Source organism: Paenibacillus lentus (genome assembly GCF_003931855.1).
GTDB classification, from domain to species: domain Bacteria; phylum Bacillota; class Bacilli; order Paenibacillales; family Paenibacillaceae; genus Fontibacillus; species Fontibacillus lentus.
Window position 1 is genome coordinate 491,084 of the sequence record NZ_CP034248.1, and the last position, 20,563, is coordinate 511,646.

Sequence of the window (20,563 nt, forward strand, 5' to 3'; positions counted from 1 at the left end):
TTGTTTTGTCACTTGAAAACTTCTCCAAGTTGGGGTGAAGTCCTTTTTTTATGTTTGAAAACCTTTGTCTAGCAAGGGCTCAGGTTAATGCAAAATGCTCAACTACATATGGTGTTTGTAGTTGTACATCTTTTATAATAGTATTTTCATATTTCTTATCCTCTGCCAAACTGTAAGGAAAAGTCGTTATTGGCTTTTTCCAAGGATATTCATAAAGAAGTACCTGGCTGCCATTAACAACAGCCAACTTTTCCTTTTCTTTATTTATTGCAGGCGCCCAGCTAATCTTTATGTTTTCCGTTAACTTTATACTAGGAAATACTTGCTCCGAAAGAATAGTTCCGTCAGCGGAAATTGTTATCTTTTTTAATTTGTTGTTTTCTGATGTAATAACGATAATTTTTAGGGGATTGATCAATACTTGACTATCATAGACTACGGGAAATCTCTTGCTCCAAACTATTTGTTGAGTGCTCAAATTTATAACTTGAAGCTGGTTATTAACATGATCAACGAGTAGGGTTTGTGTCGAGGTTAGCGCGTAGGCTTTCGTGGACTCAGCAAGTAAAGTTTCTGAATATTTTGCAGCCGCTTCCGTAGTCTGATCCGTCGAGAAAAGTGCAAAAAGGAATATCATTGAAAACAACAGGCTCATTTTCTTCACGGGGAGCACCTCCATTGTTAAAAACACTCCCTTATTATACCATTTCCAGTCAAACAAGGGCCTTTATTTATTCTTGAAGTGGATTACCCATAAATTGAATCATATTTCACTTTTCTTTAAATCTTCCCATAACAATAGTGCTATAAAATATACCATCTGCAAGCAATTTGTCTTGTTTTAGTATACCTTCGACTTCAAATCCATGCTTTTTATATAGTTCTATCGCTTTGTGATTTGTCTCCAACACATTTAATGTCATTTTTTTAATACCCACAGAATCAGCCCAAGATATAGACTCTTGTAATAGATTTTTTCCAATACTATATCCCCAAAATTCTTTTAATACGCATACTCCAAACTCCACTTTATGTAATAATCGCTTTAAATCTGTTCCTTCACACCGGGAATATCCCACAATTCGATTGTCAATTACTGCAACCAAAAATATACTTCTTAAACTATCTTTTTTTATAATTGTTTCCATACCTGCAGAATCAATATATGCCTCTCCTCTTTCTCTATCCATATTTTCTGTCTCTCCGTCAATCTGTACTCGCAGTTTAGATAGAGTCCCTGCATCCTTAATTACTGCAGATCGAATAGAGTAACTCAATTCTTTCACATTAAAATCCTTTGGTTCAATGATCACTATAAATCCACCTTTAAAAGTGATTAAAATCTTTTTTCAGCCAATAAATAAAATGTTTTAGGAACTACGTTTAACGTTCTTGTATCTACGACGCGACCCGACCTTAGATAATCCTATCTTAGGTCGGGTCGTCTGTTGTCTGAATATTCTTCTTTGCTCTCTTCATCTGATAACCAATGGGAAAGTGCCCCGCAGCGTAGGTACACTGTTATACGACGGAAGTCCTTCTCTGAGTATCCCACTCCGTTTATTGCTCTTAATTATCAGGTGTGTATTCAATTAAATCAGATAGCTGGCACCCAAATGTATCGCACAGCTTAAATAATGTTTCTAACTTTGTCGTCTCAATATTTATTTCTTTATACAGTTTGTTAATCGAATTTCTGCTCAATCCTGATCTTTCCATCAACTCTGTTATATCATCGATCCGGTGCTCTGCCATTAGGACTCTAATATTACACTTTATCAAAAGGAATCCCTCCTATGCTAATATATTATCTTTCAAAATCATTTTTTTCAATTATTAAGACTCATTATTTTCACCTTACGGAGTTAATAATTATCTTTGCAATTAACCCTACAATGATATATAATAACCTCATAGAGTTAATTAGGGGGGAATAACATTGATTGAGTCCTTAGAAATTTTAGCCGATCCATTAATTCGCAATCGTATAAAGACACTATACTCAAATCCGGATCTCAAACAATTTTCTTCTGAATGCGACCAGTATCTAAAAATTATTCGAGAATCACTTCCCGATAACCTTCAACACACTTTATTTCTTTATGAGGATGCCCTAACTTCATTACAAGCTGTTTTGGAAAGTAAAATATATCTACAAGGTTTTAAAGATGCACTATATCTTATTAATGAATTACATATTCGAGCATTTTGCATAATTCCCTATTTGAGAATTGAATAGCAGAACCTAGACCTAGTTGGTGGTGCATTTTCAGCTAAATCCACTCGGTTTTCAAAAATGGGCAGACCTGCAGAATTTTCTGCGCATTCAAAATTTTAAGCAGTGACTTTTCTGTATTTCTGAGCCATTGCCAGGGCAGAAGCCAGCAATACAATTGCATTTAAATATTGGTGAGTTATGACTTTCTCTATGCCCCAAACATGCATGGCGTCTGCGGTCAAATAGGTTTTCATTCGGGAGTTGCAGCGTTCTACACTCGTTCTTTCTTTGTAAAGTTCTTGCCAACGTTTCGTGTTCCGGTGCGGACTTGAATAACGGCGCAAATCGCTTTTTGTATCAACCTTGAGCACCATTCCATAGTTGGAAGATGAACAGGCTGCCATCCCCAGCGGACAATCCACCTTGCCGGTCGCATGGGGACACCGGAATTTCAGGTGATCGCCATCTACTCCCCAGTATGTCATGGCAAAACCCATGGAGCAGCAAGGTGTACCGTTAGATGTTATACCTGCAGGCGGTTCCTTCTCATTGCGAAGATTCATCGGGATAATCGCTTGCGCTTTGAGCTTCCGTGCCGCTTCATAGTTTTTAAGTTGGTCATACCCAGCATCAAACACAAAGAACTTCACTTTCGCATCGGCAGCCACTTGTTCCATAAGAGCGGGTGCCAGATCACCGTCATTGACATGAGCCGGTGTAACCGAGAGGGCCAGGGGCAGTTCGCTAGCGGTGTCGACAGCAAGATGAAGCTTATAGCCGAACCACTTGACCTTGTTACCAAAGGAGTCAAACTTCGCGCCCCAGTTGGCATTCCCCGTCAGCTCACTTTTGCGCTTCGGCTGTTTCTTCTCGTAGGCATGGATCGCTGCGCTGTCCATCGCCACGTGACTTCCATCGATGATTCCTTCCTGCTTACAGCGTGTGACGAGATCCTCAAACAGACGTTTTGCCAATCCCTTATTCGTTAGCTCAGTGAAAACGCGGCTTAATGTGGCGATTGATGGAGCTTTTCGATCAAGCCTGAGTCCGCATTGGTAACGGAAACGAAGATCCATATCCAGACGACGATGCAAGCCACTAAATGTATCCATGTTCTCCAGTGGCGCTGCAAGCAATGTGCGAAGGATCCCTTGTCGGCAGTGCCCTTCGGCACCTCGGGGTGAATGACTTCTCAATTCTTTAGCATATGGCCGTAAGTCCAGGGCGCTGAAGAAGATAGGCAAACGTTCTTTAAATTCAAGTTTTTGAAGTTCTTCAAAGGAAAATAGACTTTCTTGTAGAATATACATAGTGACTTCTCCCCCTTGGGTTTTCTTGTTTTGTCACTTGAAAACTTCTCCAAGTTGGGGTGAAGTCCTTTTTTTATGTTTGAAAACCTTTGTCTAGCAAGGGCTCAGGTTAATGCAAAATGCTCATTCAAATGAAATAAGGGCCAGCGGCCCTCTTCTTTTTTCAGCTTATGTCTCAGCCATATAACGGTCTGGCACTCACGAACCTCGACTACCTTAACGCAGGTGGTGCAGGCTTATCACCTGATCTAATCTCTTCCGCAATTCCCCTTGCAATAGAGCTCTTAGGCCCCGATGCATAAAATCGATGTGACTTAAATCCCCGGGGTGGGAACAGTTCATTGATTACCAGGGATAACTTCCTGAAATTTGATTTCTTTTGTTTCAATTTTCTGTCCCGCTTGATAATATTCAATCTCAATAAGTTCATGTTTAAAATCTACTTCATAATAAATTCCTAGCACGTATCTACACACGTGCTCTGGTAAGGTTTTTCCATCAAATGACCAAATATCATCATAACTATCCTTCGTCAAGGCAATTAATCTTAGCCTATCGCTATCCTTCTCTTCAGGCTTCCTATCAGACTTTTTCATTTCAATTGCTATCAAATTGTCCTGATTTATATTTTTTCCTCGACTATGAACAATGAGATCACAATTTATCTTTACCACTATGTCATTAGGGCCATGAATAGTTTTTACATGTGTTTTAACTTTACCATTTTTGTTTCGATTGTATTCTACATCTACTTTATACTCTGAAAACTCTGTTTTTTGAATTATATTATGTAGGTGTAGCATTAAAGCACCACAAAGAGTTCTCTCAGATACTTTAGATAATAATAAATCATGATCACTAGTAAGGAATTGTTTGTTTGCCTTTTCAAATACTCCAATCAATCTCTCTATCATTTGACTTCTCCAAATATGTTAACTTTTCACAACAATTTCAGTTAACATGCTTTTATTTACTAGAAGCCCCGGCCTTAGATAGCTCTTTTCTTAAGATCGGCGGTTGGATGTCTGCGCTTCCTCCACGATTATACATCTGACAACTAAGGGCTAAAGCTCTGATGCGTGAATACGATTTAGCTGAAGTTAATCACCAAATACTGTAAAAAAATATTTTATCTATCATCAAATCGTAATACTTGCCATTTAATTCTTCCAAGATTTCAGCTGTTAATTTGTTGTACACATATGCTATTTTATGATTTTCCCCTTCTTCATATGTAATTCCTCAATTCTATCTCTTGACTAATTCAACTAATGTTCTAGCCGCTTATTCGCTGAATAAGCTTCTTTGTTACTGAATCATCTTCACTGATTCCACTTATTTTCACTTCTGCAAATCGAGGGTGGTGAAGCGAAATTAGCCAAATTCATCTACTTCGTTGAGTTTGCTATATTGCATAATAATTTTTCATTATTTTCGCTGAAAAAAAATCTATAATCTCATCAGTTATATCAATGTATGAGTCTACTTTTTTATTATCTAATTGCACCTTCATATTTTCTGATAACTTTAATTGATGTACTATTTCTTCTCCAATGTTTTTTATGGCTTTTTTATTAAAATAGCCTTTATTATGAATAATACAGTTCCGTTCTTCATTTAGTAATATTATATCTTTAAGCCATTTGAACTCATCTTTTGCATTTAAATGCTTTAGGAGATAGTTTACTTTATTTACAGCACCAGAAAGATTTTTGTCACTTAGCATCGCAGAATCAATAAAAAACTCTTTTAAATCAGTATCATTTTCAAATTCTAATAGTTGTTTATAATTTACTTTAATGTTGACTTTACTAAGGAATTCGCTTAAATACATGCCTAATGCTTTTATCAATTCAGTAAGGTACTCATCTAATAAAGTATACGTATTAATAAGACACATCTTATTATGAATATGAAGTTGCTTCATAAATTGATCTGCAATTAACGTCTCTATGAAAGAATCCCTTTCTTCCAACCTTTTCTCTAATTCTACTATTTTCGTAATCCACGGATATTTATTAATCAGATCCTCTTTATGAGAGTGTAATATATTATCCAAGTCATCAAGTGAAGCATTGCTTAAATAGATCTCTATAATTTCATTTTGGATAGGAGTTAAATCTTTAAGATTTATCGTCCCGACTTTAGTATCTTGAGAAAAATTGGATCTATAGAATTTTAATAAATTAATATCCGTAAGGAATTTATCTTTTAATTTAATAACTTCATGGTCAATTCCCCATTCGTAAAAGTCCCTACCCTTAAAAAATTTTCCTTTATAATTACTCATCTTTTCCTCCTGCCTCTATTTCGGTTAACATTAAGGTTTCACGAAACGAGCCAACCTTAGGTCATAGGCTGTAACATTTTGTCTTAACCTTCTTCCACGATTATAATCTGAAAAAAAACCGAGGGAGCTGTAGCCCAGAAGCGTAATACATTGTTAGACGTAGTCTTCAACTTCTATGAAACACCTAGTAGTTCTTTAAAATATCGTTCTAATTCATCTCTAGCTGAAGGTATTTCCTATTTAGCCCCCAAATGAACTTGGACAGTACACCCCTTATTCCGATAGAATGAAATCAGTCGGAGGGGAACGCAATGGAAAGAAAACGGTATGATCTGAACTTCAAGAAAAAGGTTGTATCCAAGGGGCATGAAATCGGCAATATGACGGCAGTAGCCAGGCAGCATGATCTTGATCCGAAGATGGTGCTGCGCTGGGCAAGAGAATTGAAACGCAAGGATCTTGACGAATTGGATGGCGATGCTTTGAAGCATGCTTCATTCGTTCCTACAGCCTCAGATTATGCAGCCTTGGAGAAGGAGCACGAGAAGCTTAAGAAGCTCTATGCAGAGCAGGCGCTAGAGAGGGAAATCCTCCGTGACCTGTTAAAAAAAACGAACCCACACTTGCGGATAAAATAGAAATTTCGCAGAAATACATCATGCAGGGCTATTCAATCAGCCTTGTGCTGCGCATTCTGGAAGTGGAGCGTTCCACATATTATGCACATGTGAATCGCCCGAATCAGCAAACTGAGCGAATCCTCAGGAACGGTCGCTCCGCGCCTGGTTACTCATATACGCAAGACAACAAGCGAATTAGCGATGAGCAAATCTGTGAGTGGATCATGGAGCTGTTGGCCGATGAGTACACGTCTGTCTACGGATACCGCAAGCTGACAAAGATGCTGAGGCGCCAGCACCACCTTGTGATTAACAAGAAGAAAGTCTATCGGCTGTGCAAGAAAATGAATGTGCTTCGCCCTCAGCGGAAGCTCAAGGCCAAGCATCCGAAACGACTCGCAAATAACAAAGTCATTACCGCTTCCAATCAACTGTGGGAAACGGATATTAAGTATGGTTGGCTCGAAGGTGAACAGCGCTTTTTCTTCCTGATGAGCATCATCGATGTGTTCGACCGAGCAATTGTTGCTTATCATCATGGCTTGTCCTGCGAGGCTAAGGATCTGGTTCAAATCACGCAGGAGGCACTAATGAAGCGCCAGCTCTTTGACAAGGCGAATCGACCAATTATTCGATCGGATAACGGTCCACAGTTCATTAGCCATCGGTTTGCGGAGGCTTGTGAACAGTTTGGAATTATCCACGAACGAATACCGCCTAAGACGCCGAATAAGAACGCCCACATCGAGTCTTTTCACTCGATCCTTGAATCGGAATGTTACCAGCGCCACGATTTTGAGAGCTACCAACAGGCATATAAGATCGTTAGCGGTTTTATCTACAATTACAATCGCAATCGCATCCATGGAAGCATATATGATATGTCGCCGTACGAATACATGGAAGCAGTCCGGCAAGGCAATGTAAGACCCAAGGAAATCAACGTGTAAGGCATGATCGTCATCAGATGAAAAACTATGAAACATCGAGCGATTCTATGCAATCATTCGAATAAGAGGTGCTGTGTCCAATATTAGGGGGTTAACCCGTTTCATATTTTACTCTCTTAAAGCAACCCGACAATTTCTCCCTATTTCTTTTATCTAGTAGATATTGCTTTTTACTTTGCTTCCAATAATAAGTGATTTCAGTACCTTTATACTCAGTCCACAATTTATTAATAATATCAATTAATTTATCAACTGCTTCACATATTTCTTTATTAAAGAAAATTCTATTTCGAAAGTAAAATTCTTCAAATATATCAATATTATTAATTGCAGTATCGGTTTCTTTTTCATCGGGTTCGGTCCCATTTATAAATTGCGGTGTAATAAGTCTATCAAAAGAAAGTTCTAAATTAACAAGTATTGTGTAAAGTTCCTTTATTATAGATGCTCGCTCTTGATGTAAATTGCTAAATCTTATTTGATGCTCATATTTCAATTTTTCCAACTCAGCTTTATGATTTTCTACAACCTTAACAAGATCATTCTTTAAACTATCTGATTTATTACTCATCCAACTAGTGAAAACCAATCTAAATACCCAAGCAATCGTTCCAAACAAACTAATACTACCTATTGTGAAAATTCCTAGATTTTGTAGGATATCCACTGTTTTCATTTTTCCCATCCTTTCGAAGATTACATCTGACGTTCTTGTGTTTACGAACTCTAGCTGGCTCAAGGGGCGTAAGCCCCGAGTATGATAGACTGGTTGTCTCTGATTCCGCTTCCCTGAAATGCTTCTGTAAACCAGGGGGCTGTAAAGCCCGCCGCGTGAATACGGTGTTAGGCAATACTCACTTCTTCATTGTCTTACATTTACAAAATAGGTATTGTTTCTAAATTCTCATACTTGTTATATACAGTGTAGAAACATCCTTCAAAATAATTGTAGGCCTCATTAAAGTTTTGTTTAAGCTCCATGAAATCAATCCCGTAATTATGCTCTTTGTTACCTATTAATTGTGCTTCTTTATACTCATTATCAAACGGATATCTAAACATCATAGAGGATGAATCAATAAGATCTAATTCTTCAATAGCGGTTTTCATTAATAGTAATGGCGTTCTATCTTTTTTAATAGCCCCGCTTAAGTATTCTTGAAGTATGTTTTCTGCCTTATTCCATAAAGTCTGTAAGTTATGTCCCTTCAGTTTTTCTTGTATTTTCTTTCTTGTCATACTTTTATCCATTAAATAATGGGTTAAAAGAATAGCTTTAAGAATTAATTCAATTGCATGACGGTACAAAAAAATACTTGGAATAATTACTTCATCGGCTTTGTTTGTTGTGTTATCTCCAACCGAATCTATCAATAAATCTCCACTCTTTTTATACATCTCTGAATAAACTTTAAACTCCCAACTGGAATAATTACTTCTTCTCCAATTCGGGTATGCATTTTTCTTAATCTCTGGATTTCTTTTAAATAGTACTCCCATGAATACTACCCCAATAATTAGTTTTAAGTGAATTTCGCCTAACTCTTTTCTCACGAACTTCGCTAACACACCCTCAGGAAGTAATTAAGAACTTCCTATACCTCTCCCCCTTCCCTCATTACCCAAGATTATAGCCCATTTGTAAAATCAAGGAAACGACAAAAAGAGCCTAACCACAACATTGTAGTTAAGCTCTCTTAAGCCTATAATCCCCTCACCTTATCCCCACTCACCCAAAAACCCTCAACCCTTCCCCTTACCCACTCCCAGCACCTCGCTCGTCCATCTGTTAATCAACCGCTCGCGGTTTTGGCCGGCCCAGTCGAGGTTGTAGGGGATAACGTTCAGCTTCTCCAGTGGGATGGCTTCCTCGGGCGCGATGGCGTCGCGGTTGGTGAGCTGCTGGTAGTTGCCGACCTGCTTGCCGAGCTCCTGGGCTTGCTTGGTTAGCGCCCAATCGACGAATTGGCGGGCTTCCTCCTGGTGCGGGCCGCCCTTGATGATGCCAACGGCGCCAATCTCGTAGCCGGTGCCTTCGGTCGGGAAGCCGATGATGAGATTTCGGAAGCCTTCTTTGTAGAACTTCAGCGCATCATGGGAGAACATGACGGCGGTTCCGACTTCTCCCATGCCTACGGTGCGTCCGGGAACGCTGCCGGAGGTGGTGTAGATGACATTTTGCTGATGCAGCTGACGCAAATAGTCAAAAGCCTTGTCTTCGCCAAACAGCTGCACCAGCGTAGCCAATGTGGTATAAGCTGTCCCCGAGGAACGCGGATCAGCCATCGAGATCATGCCCCGGTATTCCGGCTTCAGCAGATCATCCCACGATTGCGGAGCCTGCAGCCCGACCTCCTGCAGCCACGTCTTGTTAGAGACAAAGGCGATCGAGCCTACGTAAATACCGGTCCAATACCCTTCTGGATCGCGATATTCTTGAGGGATGGCTTCGACATTTTTAGAAACATACGGCTCCAGCAGACCTTCGGTCTTGGCCTGGATGAACGTGTCTGCGGGCCCGCCAAACCAGATGCTGGCCTTAGGTGAATTGCGCTCTGCCCGAATTCTCGACAAAATCTCTCCGTTCGACATTCTGACGTAATTCACCTTGACCCCCGTTTGCTTCTGAAAGGTCTCCATCGCCTTTATTGCATGGTCTTCGTACAGTCCGGCATACACGGTCAGCGTACCCGGACTCTCCTTGCCGCAGGCGGATAGAAATAATGACATCAGCAGGGAGAGCAGCAAACCGCCTAAGGCTATTTTTTTCATGCAATCCCCTTCTTTCTGTGGCATGATGTCAACGATTCTAGATGCAGGCTGAAGTTTAAATTACATGAAGGGCGTCCTCTGCAAACTGCAGCGATACAGAGGTACCGACCGAGTAGACCTTCTCCTGGATCGGGTTATGCTCGGTAATCTGGAACAGCTGACCATCGAACAACACTTCATATTCCTGCGTTTGCCCCATAAACACGCTTTTCTTCACGACACCCTGGTGCTGTGAGCCTTTGGCTAAAGAGACCGCTTCGGGGCGGATCACCACGATCACCCGGTCACCTGCTTTGTATCCATCGCGGCGAATCCGCAGCACACCCGAAGATGTCTCCACGAGCAACCGACCGTCCTCCGTTCCTTTGACCGTGCCTTCCAAAAAGTTAGCCGTTCCGATAAAATCGGCGACGAACTTCGTCTTCGGACGCTGGTAAATCTCCATCGGCGTGCCGACCTGTTCAATCATTCCTTTATTCATGACGATGACCTTATCACTCATGCTCATCGCTTCGCTCTGGTCATGCGTGACGTACACAGCGGTGATGCCGATCTGCTGCTGAATGCGGCGGATTTCATCCCGCATCACAAGACGCAGCTTCGCATCAAGGTTGGACAGCGGCTCATCGAACAGCAGCACACCCGGCTCCATGACGAGCGCCCGGGCCAGCGCTACCCGCTGCTGCTGACCGCCCGACAGCTGGTTCGGCATCCGATCCCGATAATCCTGTAGATTCATTATATCCAAGACGGATTCAACTTTCGAGCTAATTTCCGGCTTGGTCATTTTTTTGATCTTAAGGCCATAAGCAATGTTATCGAATACGTTCAGATGCGGGAACAAGGCATACGATTGGAACACCATCGTGCAGTCCCTTTTATTCGGCGGAATCTGGTCCACCGCTTCATCCCCGAAGTAAATATGCCCCTCGGTGATGTCCTCGAATCCGGCGATCATACGGAGTGTGGTCGTTTTGCCGCAGCCGGACGGGCCGAGGAGAGTGACGAACTCCCCCTGCCCGATCTCCAGGTTGACCCCGGTCACGGCATAAGATTTCTCCCCTTTATCATTCATGAAGGCTTTGGATATATTTTTAAGTGTGACTGATTTAGCCATATTAACATACCTCCTTAAGGATGAACCCAACCGGCAATGACGAGCATAGTCGCGAGAAAAATACAGAACAGTTAGAAAGCGGCGTAAGCCGAAAGGGAGTGTTCGTCAGTGGCTGCATGAACCCATAGAAGCGCCCCATCAAATCCATGGCATATTAAGCGCTGCGGCTACGCTAGGCAAAGCGGATTTACTAAGTTAAGCTTCAGCAGCTTTGCCTTGCAACCGTAACTTCTCTTAACACCAGTGACAGTGCTGCACTAAGCGCAGCAGGTTTACTAAGCACCCGTACCCAACTACACACTCGACCCGCCAGCCCGCCTAACAACTCCCCTAACCCTCCGCTCATCAAGCTGACTGCTCTTTGCCGCCCATCCATTTCACAAGCAAGTTTAACAAAATGAGCGCCACGATCATGATCAGAATCAGAATCGTACAGTACGCACTGGCCACACCGATCCGACCAGCTTCCACCTGCGCCAGAATCGACGCCGTGATGAGATTATATTTGGCCGAGATGAGGAAAATAATTGCGCTCATCGCGGTCATACTTTTTACAAAGCTGTTTACGAGACCGCTGAAGAAGGCGGATTTGATCAGCGGCAGCACAACACTAGTGAACACTTTGGAGCCGCTCGCTCCTAGGTTCGTCGCCGCCTCCTCGATGCTTGGATCGATCTGCTGCAGAGCAGCGACCCCGGAACGAATGCCTACCGGCATGGAGCGTATGACGAACGCGGCAACGATGATGATCCCTGTGCCGGTCAGCGCTAATGGCGCTTTGTTGAAAGCGAGAATATACCCGATCCCGATGACCGTACCTGGCACCGCAATCGACAGCATACTGATGACTTCCAAAGCTTTTTTACCAAAGAACCGTTTGCGGACAATCAGGAAAGCGATGATCATCCCCAGCAATCCTGCGATCGGCGTGGCGACAATGGCCAGCGTCAGTGTATCCTTGATCGCCTTCTGTCCTATAGAGAATACATATTTGTAGTGATCCAGTGTCAGGCTGTTGTTAATGCCCCACAGCTTGATGAACGAACCGATCGGTACGAGCGCATAGAACGCGATAACAGCAATCGACATGATCATACAAAATGTGAATAGTCCATGTTTAACAGCCCCGGACTCAATCATTCTCCGCTGTCCGGTAGGCTTGCCCGTTACAGTAACATAGCTTTTCTTGCCGACCCAGAAGTTTTGCAAAATATAGACGATAATCGTGACCGTCAGCAGAACCATCGCCAAGGCGGCACCGGCCTGCAGGTTATAGCTTCCGACCGCCTGCAAGTAGATCTCTCTAGCAACGGTGGAATAGTTCCCCCCGATCGTCATCGGGTTCCCGAAGTCAGCCAGCGATTGCACGAATACGAGCAGGAACGCATTGGCGATTCCCGGTACGGACAGCGGCAGCGTGACGCTAAGGAACGTCTTCAGCCGGCTGGCCCCCAGATTCTGGCTGGCCTCTTCCAAGGAAGGGCTAATGGAACGCAGCAGCCCGGACAGCGTCAGGAATGCAATCGGGAAAAAAGATAGCGTCTGCACAAGCACCAGGCCGTGCAGCCCGTAAATATTCGCATTTTCAAGTCCCAGCAAATTCTTGGTGATCAGCCCCTGCTTCCCAAGAAGCAGCATGGCGGATAGGGCAATAACAAACGGTGGTGAAATAACCGGCAGAATGGCAATGCCGTTAAACAGTTTTTTGAACGGTACCTTTACATAAGCGAAGGTGTAGGCAAAAACATATGCAATTACTGTAGACAAGGTGGCCGTTAAGATAGCCAGTACCAGCGAGTTGACCAGGGCGTGGAATAACCCGCCCCCGGACAATACTCTCTGATATCCTTGTAAGCCAACTTCGCCGGTAGACCCGACGAAGCTGGATTTTGCAATTTGGAATAAGGGATAGACGATAAATACGAGTAAGCAGAGCATGACCAACACGATGAGAATCGGCAGGAGCGGCTCGCGCTTGAATCTCTTGAACATGGCGCTCATTCAAGCTCTCTCCTCTCTGAATATCTACTGATAGTTATTTCTTTACCTCGACACTCCATTTGTCAATTAAGCGTTGACGCTCTTTACCGGCTTCCACGACATCGTAATCAATCGTATTGATATCCGACAGCTTCACAGCTTTCTCTGGGCCTACCGCATCTGGATTCGTCAGGTTCTGGTAGCTGCCTACAGTTTTACCGACCTCTTGACCTGCCGGAGACAGTGCCCAGTCTACGAACTTCTGTGCAAGCTCTTCGTTTTTCGTGTTTTTAATAATGCCGATCGCGCCTGTCTCGTAGCCCGTTCCGTCTTCAGGAATCGTCAGCTCCAGACTGTCGAAGCCTTCCTCCTGATATTTGATCACGTCATGCGCGAACAGAACGCCTACACCAGCCTCACCCATACCAACCATTCGTCCTGGAGCGGAGCCGCTGGTCGTATATTGCTGGATTTGCGGATGCAGCTTGCTGAGATACTCGAATCCCTTTTCTTCGCTGCCCATCACCTTCAACACGGTATACATGGCCGTATAAGCCGTACCGGAGGAAGCAGGGTCCGCCATGACAATTTCGCCTTTATACGCCGGGTTAAGCAGGTCTTCCCATGTTTTCGGAGCCTCCAGGCCTTTTTTCGCCAAAAACTCCTTATTGGAAGCAAAACCGAGTGCCCCTACATAGATGCCCGTCCAGTTGCCGTCCGGATCTTTATACTTCGCGTCAATCTTCTCCGCGATCGGTGAAGTATACGGCTGCAGCAGTTCTTCCGCAGTGGCTTGCACGAACGTATCTGCCGGTCCGCCGTACCACACGTCGGCTTGCGGATTGCCTTGCTCCGCCCGGACTTTTGCGAGAATTTCGCCTCCCGACATTCTGATCATGCTCGCCTGGATTCCCGTATCCTCGGTAAACTTCTTGATCGCGGCGACCGCATGGTCTTCCTGGAATCCAACGTATACCGTCAGCTTGCCTTGCGGCTTCTCTGGAGCAGCATCCTGGCCTCCATTATTCGCAGGTGCGGCACTGTTGCCGCCCGTAGATCCGCAGCCCGTGAACAGCACGGCGGCCATCGTCAGCGCGGTGATCGAGCTCATCCATTTTTTCATAGCCATAATTGTGAATCCCCCTTTGTCCTTTATGGCTCCATTATATTGGTTGCGCTTACAACACTGTGAGTCCAAGTCTCTGCCACTTCTTCCGGCAATAAAACAGACACAGCAAAAAAGCCTGACCCCACCTCGCTTGGAGATGGAATCAGGCTTCCTGATGACCGCCCTTGATCTGTCGTTACTTGAACATAGGCTAAATACCAGTGCACTGCTGTTACGGTTAATGCTCTGCTTCTGCTTCTGCTACTGCTACTGCTGTACCGCTAATATTTGCATCATTGCTGCCCAAACCTGCCTGCTATGTTACTTGAACCAGCTGAACACCTCATGCACCAGCAGCCCGATCACCGAAAAATCACTGTCGGCAAAAGTCGCGCGCAAATAGCCAAGATTCGACAACAATGGAATAAGAAAATTCGGCAGAATCGTAATCGCGAACCCATGGATCAACGACGATACGATCAGCCCTTTGCGCCCGCCGATTTTATAAGCGATAACGCCCGCTGCCCCGCCAGAGAAGAAATGCGGGATCACCCCGGGAATAATGACGGTATACTGCACCTGCAGCTGAATAACCATCGCGACCAGTCCCCCAGTAAAGCTCAGCAGGAACCCGATCATCGCCGAGAACGGCGAGAATTTGAACAGCACCGGGCAATCCAGCGCAGGAATCGCGCCTGGCACGACCCGGTCGGCAATCCCTTTGAAAGCGGGGACAATTTCCGACAGGAGCATGCGAACCCCCGCCAGAATGACGTAGCAGCCTCCCGCAAACCAGGTTGCCTGAATCAAGGACACGACAAGAATATGCCGTCCCGAGAACATTTCCTGGGTCCCGCCGGGTGAGATAAACAATCCCGAGAAGAGGAACAGCACAAAAGTAAATACCGTTATGACGACCATATGATCCTGGAAAAAAGAGCGCAGCTTCTGCAGCCCCTTGGACTCCGGCGGCTCTGGGCCTTTTTTGAACCAGGAAGCGATAAATCCGCTCAGCACATAGCCGACGCTGTTGAAATGCCCCATGGCGAAATCGTTGTTTCCCGTGACCCGTCGAACATATGGCTGCGTGATCAGCGGGGCAAACGACATGCTGAAGGCCAGCACGATCCCCCCGGCGACCATCACCTGCCACAGCGGCATTGACATCGACACCAGCACACCCGCCAGCAGTGAAGCCATGAACAGCATATGATGCCCGGTCAGGAAAATATATTTAATCCGCGTAAAGCGGGCAATCATCAGGTGGACGATCATACCAACGAGCATAATGAGCGCAATTTCCTCGCCAAAATTGATTTGCGCCAGCGCGGTAATCGTCTCATTATGGGGAATGATCCCGATAATTTGGAAGCCCTTCTGAATAACCGCCGATAAATTGGAAAGGGAGGACCCGGCAGCGTTCGCCCCAATTTGCAATAACGTATACCCGAGCATGGTCTTGATCGTACCGTGAACCAATCTTTGAAACGGCTGCTTCTGCAGCAGCAATCCTACGAACGCGATTAACCCCAGCAGCAGGGCTGGTTCCCCGAGCAGCCCCTTGCTGATCATTTGCGTTGCGTTCATGGGCATCCCCCGCTTTTGTCATATTTGTCTATTTCTTTGTCTATATAGGAAGTCAAAAAACATCTTTTGATCACAAAGTACTGCAAGGAGCGAATTTGACATCGAATCTCGAACTCAATCGAACCTTCTGGTGCTCACGTAGGCTTCTCTACGGGCCGCTCTCAGTTTCACCTTTTCATCTAACCTAAAGCGTTTTGACAAAACGTTACATCAAAAGCATAAGCTTAGGCGCTAAAAACCTAATTTTTTTGGCCTCTAAAATATAATGCCTACATATCCAACCACTGCTTGAATGTCTCGCTGTCCAGCAGCCTTGATTTCAAGTACTGGCGATCCGTAATATCGTCCAGACCAATAACCTCGACGTCCTGGGCGAGCTGTAACGATTCCATCACATAATTGGAGCCTATGATCAGGTCCGCATCGAAGGTGTCGACCGACGAAATATCTGTATGCTCGACCCAGGCCTTCAGCCCCCAATCCTTCAGGAGCGCCTCCACGTTCAGCCGGATCATCAGGCTGGTGCCGAGCCCGCTGTTGCAAGCTACAATGATTTTTTTCATAAGCCCTCCTTCTCGCGCAGTCTTTGCCATATCGTCCGGGCATCCTGGGCCTGCCGCAATTCTGCCATGAACGCCTCATCGTTCAGCGCGTCCAACAGCGTTCCCAGTGCAGCAACATGCTGCTCCTTATCCACCGCCGCCAGTGTAACCATCAGCCAGATTAGCTGCCCGGACGGCCCAAACGCCAGCTCCTCACGAAAGGTCATCACGCTAAAGCCCGTGCGCTTTACGCACTCCGGCATATACACATGAGGAAAAGCCACACCAGCACGGATGATAAACGGATGCTTGTTGGATTGAATGATTTCAATCAGCTTATCCGCGTACCTGGCGTCCGAGACGCCGCGATCCATCAGCAGCCGATTCCCCTCACGCACCGCCTCCTCCCAGAGCATAGCCTCAGCTCCGAGCTTGATCGAATCCGGCGGTAGCATTGCGGTCAACCCGTAATCATGCTCCTGCGGCTGACCACCCGGCCGACCCCCACCCTGGAACAAATGCAGCAATTCCTCCAGCAGCCGATTCCGGTTATGAATATGCGCGTTCCGCTCCACCACCTGAAAAATATCGTTCACCACCTGCACCGCCGCCGCAGCCGCGGCTGACTCGCCCGAAGGCGACACGCCGAGGAAGCTCGCAATCTGCTTCTGATCCTGTTGATCGAGCAGCGGCGACACTTTGATCCACGGCACCTGCAGGGCATGGCTGATCTCCATCGTGCTGAGAACCGCATCCGCCGTCTGCAACGTAATCTCGGCCGCTTCCTTATACGAGTAAGTACCCACAATATCAACCTGCGGAAAAATCGCCGCCACACGCCGCTTCAGCATCGCCGAAGTGCCGAGCCCTGAGCCGCATACGACCGCCACACGCTTGCGCACCGGAGCCTTTGGTGGAATCAGCCCGCTGCCTATATGGAACATGATGTAGCCGACCTCATCCCGGTCGAATACGACTGACCATGGCTCCATCACTTCGTTGACGATCCGCTCTAGCAAATTGAGGAGCGAACCGTACTGCGCCTCCAGCTGCTCCATGAGCGGGTTCTTGGACTGCAGACCAAACTTCGCCCGGTAAATGGCCGGCTTCAAATGAATGACGAGCCCCTGCACAATCTGGTCGATCATTTGCAGCGGACGGCCGAGCTCCTGCTCGGTGCGCAGAATGATCTGCTTAGCGAGATCAGCGATGATCAGCTCCTCCACCGGCAGGCTCTGTTTCTGAGCGCCGAGAATGTGCTGCGTGATGTACCCGATCTCCGAAGCGGGCAGCTTCACTCCAAAGTGCTGCTCAATCTGCGGCACGACCTCAGCTACGACCAGCTCATATACCTCATGTCCCTGCAGCTCAGACAGCGACTCCTGATCCATCTCGATCGCATGCGTGCCCTTCAGCCGCTCCATCGCCATTAGCAGATGCAGAATCAACGTGGAGTAACCTGCGTCCGTGAACTGCACCCCCATCTTCTCCTCAAGCCGCTGGATCGTATCAAACAGCATGGCTGCATCCTCCGTCTCGAACCAGTCCTTCCACGGCGTCATCGGCGAATACGAATCGCCTCGCTGATCGAGAATATAGCGCAGCAGCTTGTCGTGCAGCTTGTCGTCCGTGATCTCGGAGCGTAGCAGGCTCAAATACGCCCTGCGCTTGCGCTTCTCCCGCCCTTCAATATACAGCTGTCCGCGATCCCTTACCAGCGTCAACTCCCAGCTCATGAGCCGCTGCTTGATTTCGTTCAAATCCTGCAGCAGCGTATTTTTGCTGATCCCGAGCTCCTCGATGATTGCCTTCACGGACAGCTTCGTCTCCTGGAGCAGCTGCTTCTGCAGCAGACTGATCCGCTGCTCAGCATCCATATAATGCGGCCGCTTGCCGATCTGCACCGCAAGCTGCTCCGACTGGCCAACGTCCAGCCGCAGACGAACACCCGCCAAGCGATCGCGTTCTAGAACAACGCCCCGCTCGCGGAGCCAGTCCTCCAGCTGCAGCAAATCAGCCCGCACCGTCCGCAACGATATTCCATATTCATCAGCCAGCTGCTGCAGCGGAATATATTGGTCGCTCTCCATCAATTGCTTGACCATGCGCTGTTGTCTGCTAGATATCATAATGTCACCCGAATTATTCATAATTTTGTATGCGCTATCATATTAAGATTATGACACATTTAAAAAGTAAGATATAGAGCCTTCATAGAAAAAGACGCACACTCCGCAGAGTGCCCGTCTTCAAATCGCATATTCCCTTTGATCTGGTTGTTGATATGACTGTTGATATGACTGTTGATATGACTGTTGATATGCCTTTCGATATGGCTTTCGATTTCACTTTGCGATTTCACTTTGCGATTTTACTTTGAGTTTTTACTTTTCATTGTATTCTGCACTTTACTTTGCACTTTGCTTCGTGTTCTATTTCCTCTATTTTTTTAGTCATCTTAGTACTTCGCGACCACTTAGGTTCACTTCACAATCACTTAAAATCATTTCCCGTTTACCTCTGGCTTACCTTCCACTCAAATCTCGTTCATTTCTAGCTCATTTCTAGCTTACTTCTCGCACACTTCTGGCCCACTTCTAGCTTACTTCTGCCCCGCCTCTTGTTTACTTCCTGCTCATTCTAGCTTACTTCACGAACCTAGCTTCGATTTCCTCCGCCAGTAACCGCTCCTGCCTCGAGATGGCCTCCTCATCGGAAAAGCTGCGATAAATCGCACTCAAACGATCCTGATTCTGCTTCACCTCAGTCAAATACGAGATAGCATGCTGCATGGAAGCCGTGTACCGCGCCTTCACCCCGGCGATTTCCTCCGCATATTTCTCATCGGTGTACGGGGTGATGGCCAGCTCATAGACATCCAGAATGCTGTCCCCCTCGCGTAACGGGAAATGCTCATGCGGTGCCGTGCTATCAAAAATCGCTACGCCAAGCGAGCGGAACACTAGCATATCAAGACTGTTCGGATCGAAGCCGCAGTGGTAGATCTCTGTATCGATCCCGCGCTCGGTTGCTGTGGACGCGATCTTTTTAAATAATGTCGATTTCCCTGAACCGGGTCGCCCCTTCACAAAAACTCGCGTCGGCACATCCTCGGTCAGATTGAGAATGAAATCAACGGCTCCTTTCCAAGTCGCGGCTCCAAGAAAGCGGCGAGTGACCGTCCCGGCTGCTTTACCACTACCACTACCACTACCACTACCACTACCGCTTCCGTCTCCGTCTCCGTTTCCGCCTCCATCCCCTACCTGCTGCGATTCCGCAGTGGTTACGAGATACTGATCCGCCCATTCGACGGCCAGCTGGTTCATGACTTCGCGATCCAGGGTGTCGATGTAGATTTTCTCCCAATCGTCATGGATACGCAAAGTACGCTGAAAAGTCTCATAAGCTTTCTTGTAGCTTTCGGCTATATTGTGCTCCAGCGCGGCAATATGCTCCTGGTGCTCCGCCAATCGTTCCCCGCTCGGATCACTTCTAAAATCGACACGATGAACCTCGACGCCTTCCGGAACTCCTTCCTCCGGCCAGGCGCGATCCGCAATCAAGCCAACCCGGGCGCTCTCAACGATGATCCCTTCCAGCAAATCGCTTTGCAGCGGCTGGTGGATCAAATGCAGGTTCCAATCTTTACGTCCCCAGCCGTTTGCGAGCCGGGCCAAAATCGCGCCGATCTCCTGTGGATCTCCCTCCAACACATATACCGCATCCAATTTATAGTAGTTCGAATCCACCAGACTAACCAAGCCTTCGGCTGTATTTCCCCGCGCAAAAAAATGACGTTCTCTTCCTGCCATTTCATTCTTCTCCCTTCTCTATCCTTCGAGATTGTAGTGATGCTACACCCTATGCGGAAAATTTCCACCGTGTGTTTAGCCTATGCCCGAAAAGGGAAGATCATCCATCCATTGATTAAAATAGTCCATTAGACGAGCGTCTGTTGCTGAGGATTCGCCGGGACACCTTCCGGACTTGAGAAACTTACCGACCTTGATGCTCTTACGGGCTTTAGGAGTCCTGCCGACCTTGACGACCTTGCGAGCTTTGGGAG

The 20,563-nt window shown here is 46.1% G+C and carries 20 protein-coding genes; 3 read left to right on the top strand and 17 right to left on the bottom strand.

The genetic code is table 11. From position 1 onward, the window contains the following. Nucleotides 1-79 precede the first annotated feature (79 nt). From EIM92_RS02395 to EIM92_RS02405, 3 genes are all read right to left on the bottom strand, one after another. Nucleotides 80-664: a hypothetical protein gene (locus EIM92_RS02395; protein WP_125081309.1), complete on the bottom strand. Its 585-nt coding sequence runs from the start codon at nt 662-664 to the stop codon at nt 80-82. Between the two features lie 106 nt (nt 665-770). Then, complete coding sequence (locus EIM92_RS02400) at nt 771-1,313, bottom strand: GNAT family N-acetyltransferase (RefSeq protein ID WP_125081310.1); 543 nt, start codon at nt 1,311-1,313, stop codon at nt 771-773. A gap of 256 nt (nt 1,314-1,569) precedes the next feature. After that, complete coding sequence (locus tag EIM92_RS02405; protein WP_125081311.1) at nt 1,570-1,782, bottom strand: helix-turn-helix domain-containing protein; 213 nt, start codon at nt 1,780-1,782, stop codon at nt 1,570-1,572. Nucleotides 1,783-1,939: 157 nt separating this feature from the next. On the opposite strand from EIM92_RS02405, the gene EIM92_RS02410 reads away from it, so the two are divergent. After that, nucleotides 1,940-2,239, top strand: a complete 300-nt coding sequence (locus EIM92_RS02410; RefSeq protein WP_125081312.1) for a hypothetical protein — start codon at nt 1,940-1,942, stop codon at nt 2,237-2,239. A gap of 95 nt (nt 2,240-2,334) precedes the next feature. Here the strand turns inward: EIM92_RS02410 and EIM92_RS02415 are convergent, their stop codons facing one another. The 3 genes from EIM92_RS02415 to EIM92_RS02425 all read right to left on the bottom strand — a co-directional run bounded on the left by EIM92_RS02415 (nt 2,335) and on the right by EIM92_RS02425 (nt 5,818). After that, nucleotides 2,335-3,528: a transposase gene (locus EIM92_RS02415; RefSeq protein WP_125081313.1), complete on the bottom strand. Its 1,194-nt coding sequence runs from the start codon at nt 3,526-3,528 to the stop codon at nt 2,335-2,337. A 338-nt stretch (nt 3,529-3,866) separates the two neighbouring features. Next, nucleotides 3,867-4,442 (bottom strand): hypothetical protein, encoded by a 576-nt coding sequence (locus EIM92_RS02420; protein ID WP_125081314.1) that lies wholly within the window; start codon nt 4,440-4,442, stop codon nt 3,867-3,869. Between the two features lie 491 nt (nt 4,443-4,933). After that, nucleotides 4,934-5,818 carry a hypothetical protein gene (locus EIM92_RS02425; protein WP_125081315.1) on the bottom strand — a complete coding sequence of 295 codons (885 nt, stop codon included), beginning with the start codon at nt 5,816-5,818 and terminating at the stop codon, nt 4,934-4,936. Between the two features lie 311 nt (nt 5,819-6,129). On the opposite strand from EIM92_RS02425, the gene EIM92_RS02430 reads away from it, so the two are divergent. Both EIM92_RS02430 and EIM92_RS02435 read left to right on the top strand, forming a co-directional pair. Beyond that, entirely contained in the window at nt 6,130-6,456 is a 327-nt protein-coding gene (locus tag EIM92_RS02430) for a transposase (protein WP_125080997.1), read from the top strand. Between the two features lie 20 nt (nt 6,457-6,476). After that, a complete protein-coding gene (locus EIM92_RS02435; RefSeq protein WP_125080998.1) occupies nt 6,477-7,388 on the top strand; it encodes an IS3 family transposase in 912 nt (303 codons plus the stop codon). Between the two features lie 91 nt (nt 7,389-7,479). On the opposite strand, the gene EIM92_RS02440 is transcribed toward EIM92_RS02435, so the two are convergent. The 11 genes from EIM92_RS02440 to EIM92_RS02490 all read right to left on the bottom strand — a co-directional run bounded on the left by EIM92_RS02440 (nt 7,480) and on the right by EIM92_RS02490 (nt 20,309). Next, nucleotides 7,480-8,064, bottom strand: a complete 585-nt coding sequence (locus EIM92_RS02440) for a hypothetical protein (protein ID WP_125081316.1) — start codon at nt 8,062-8,064, stop codon at nt 7,480-7,482. 200 nt (nt 8,065-8,264) lie between these two features. After that, nucleotides 8,265-8,942 carry a hypothetical protein gene (locus EIM92_RS02445; protein ID WP_164515010.1) on the bottom strand — a complete coding sequence of 226 codons (678 nt, stop codon included), beginning with the start codon at nt 8,940-8,942 and terminating at the stop codon, nt 8,265-8,267. A 189-nt stretch (nt 8,943-9,131) separates the two neighbouring features. After that, complete coding sequence (locus EIM92_RS02450; RefSeq protein ID WP_125081318.1) at nt 9,132-10,160, bottom strand: ABC transporter substrate-binding protein; 1,029 nt, start codon at nt 10,158-10,160, stop codon at nt 9,132-9,134. Between the two features lie 55 nt (nt 10,161-10,215). Continuing rightward, complete coding sequence (locus EIM92_RS02455; protein ID WP_125081319.1) at nt 10,216-11,277, bottom strand: ABC transporter ATP-binding protein; 1,062 nt, start codon at nt 11,275-11,277, stop codon at nt 10,216-10,218. A 202-nt stretch (nt 11,278-11,479) separates the two neighbouring features. After that, the gene (locus EIM92_RS23605) at nt 11,480-11,623 is read right to left on the bottom strand and encodes a hypothetical protein (protein WP_164515011.1); all 144 of its coding nucleotides are present in this window, start codon (nt 11,621-11,623) and stop codon (nt 11,480-11,482) included. After that, nucleotides 11,623-13,278: an ABC transporter permease gene (locus tag EIM92_RS02460; RefSeq protein WP_125081320.1), complete on the bottom strand. Its 1,656-nt coding sequence runs from the start codon at nt 13,276-13,278 to the stop codon at nt 11,623-11,625. Before EIM92_RS02460 ends, EIM92_RS23605 begins: the two co-directional genes overlap by 1 nt. Before the next feature lie 34 nt (nt 13,279-13,312). Further along, nucleotides 13,313-14,386, bottom strand: a complete 1,074-nt coding sequence (locus EIM92_RS02465; RefSeq protein WP_125081321.1) for an ABC transporter substrate-binding protein — start codon at nt 14,384-14,386, stop codon at nt 13,313-13,315. 300 nt (nt 14,387-14,686) lie between these two features. Then, nucleotides 14,687-15,952, bottom strand: coding sequence for a PTS ascorbate transporter subunit IIC (locus tag EIM92_RS02475; RefSeq protein WP_125081323.1), 1,266 nt, complete (start codon nt 15,950-15,952; stop codon nt 14,687-14,689). A gap of 269 nt (nt 15,953-16,221) precedes the next feature. After that, the gene (locus EIM92_RS02480; RefSeq protein WP_164515012.1) at nt 16,222-16,515 is read right to left on the bottom strand and encodes a PTS sugar transporter subunit IIB; all 294 of its coding nucleotides are present in this window, start codon (nt 16,513-16,515) and stop codon (nt 16,222-16,224) included. Further along, complete coding sequence (locus EIM92_RS02485) at nt 16,512-18,623, bottom strand: BglG family transcription antiterminator (protein ID WP_164515013.1); 2,112 nt, start codon at nt 18,621-18,623, stop codon at nt 16,512-16,514. Before EIM92_RS02485 ends, EIM92_RS02480 begins: the two co-directional genes overlap by 4 nt. A 516-nt stretch (nt 18,624-19,139) precedes the next feature. Then, nucleotides 19,140-20,309 (bottom strand): hypothetical protein, encoded by a 1,170-nt coding sequence (locus tag EIM92_RS02490; RefSeq protein WP_125081326.1) that lies wholly within the window; start codon nt 20,307-20,309, stop codon nt 19,140-19,142. Between the last annotated feature and the right edge of the window lie 254 nt (nt 20,310-20,563).

Coding starts and splice junctions, on each gene's coding strand:
- EIM92_RS02415 (WP_125081313.1), bottom strand. CDS start 3,528: ATGTATATTCTACAAGAAAGTCTATTTTCCTTTGAAGAACTTCAAAAA.
- EIM92_RS02420 (WP_125081314.1), bottom strand. CDS start 4,442: ATGATAGAGAGATTGATTGGAGTATTTGAAAAGGCAAACAAACAATTC.
- EIM92_RS02425 (WP_125081315.1), bottom strand. CDS start 5,818: ATGAGTAATTATAAAGGAAAATTTTTTAAGGGTAGGGACTTTTACGAA.
- EIM92_RS02430 (WP_125080997.1), top strand. CDS start 6,130: ATGGAAAGAAAACGGTATGATCTGAACTTCAAGAAAAAGGTTGTATCC.
- EIM92_RS02435 (WP_125080998.1), top strand. CDS start 6,477: ATGCAGGGCTATTCAATCAGCCTTGTGCTGCGCATTCTGGAAGTGGAG.
- EIM92_RS02440 (WP_125081316.1), bottom strand. CDS start 8,064: ATGAAAACAGTGGATATCCTACAAAATCTAGGAATTTTCACAATAGGT.
- EIM92_RS02450 (WP_125081318.1), bottom strand. CDS start 10,160: ATGAAAAAAATAGCCTTAGGCGGTTTGCTGCTCTCCCTGCTGATGTCA.
- EIM92_RS02455 (WP_125081319.1), bottom strand. CDS start 11,277: ATGGCTAAATCAGTCACACTTAAAAATATATCCAAAGCCTTCATGAAT.
- EIM92_RS23605 (WP_164515011.1), bottom strand. CDS start 11,623: ATGAGCGGAGGGTTAGGGGAGTTGTTAGGCGGGCTGGCGGGTCGAGTG.
- EIM92_RS02460 (WP_125081320.1), bottom strand. CDS start 13,278: ATGAGCGCCATGTTCAAGAGATTCAAGCGCGAGCCGCTCCTGCCGATT.
- EIM92_RS02465 (WP_125081321.1), bottom strand. CDS start 14,386: ATGGCTATGAAAAAATGGATGAGCTCGATCACCGCGCTGACGATGGCC.
- EIM92_RS02475 (WP_125081323.1), bottom strand. CDS start 15,952: ATGAACGCAACGCAAATGATCAGCAAGGGGCTGCTCGGGGAACCAGCC.
- EIM92_RS02480 (WP_164515012.1), bottom strand. CDS start 16,515: ATGAAAAAAATCATTGTAGCTTGCAACAGCGGGCTCGGCACCAGCCTG.
- EIM92_RS02485 (WP_164515013.1), bottom strand. CDS start 18,623: ATGATATCTAGCAGACAACAGCGCATGGTCAAGCAATTGATGGAGAGC.
- EIM92_RS02490 (WP_125081326.1), bottom strand. CDS start 20,309: ATGGCAGGAAGAGAACGTCATTTTTTTGCGCGGGGAAATACAGCCGAA.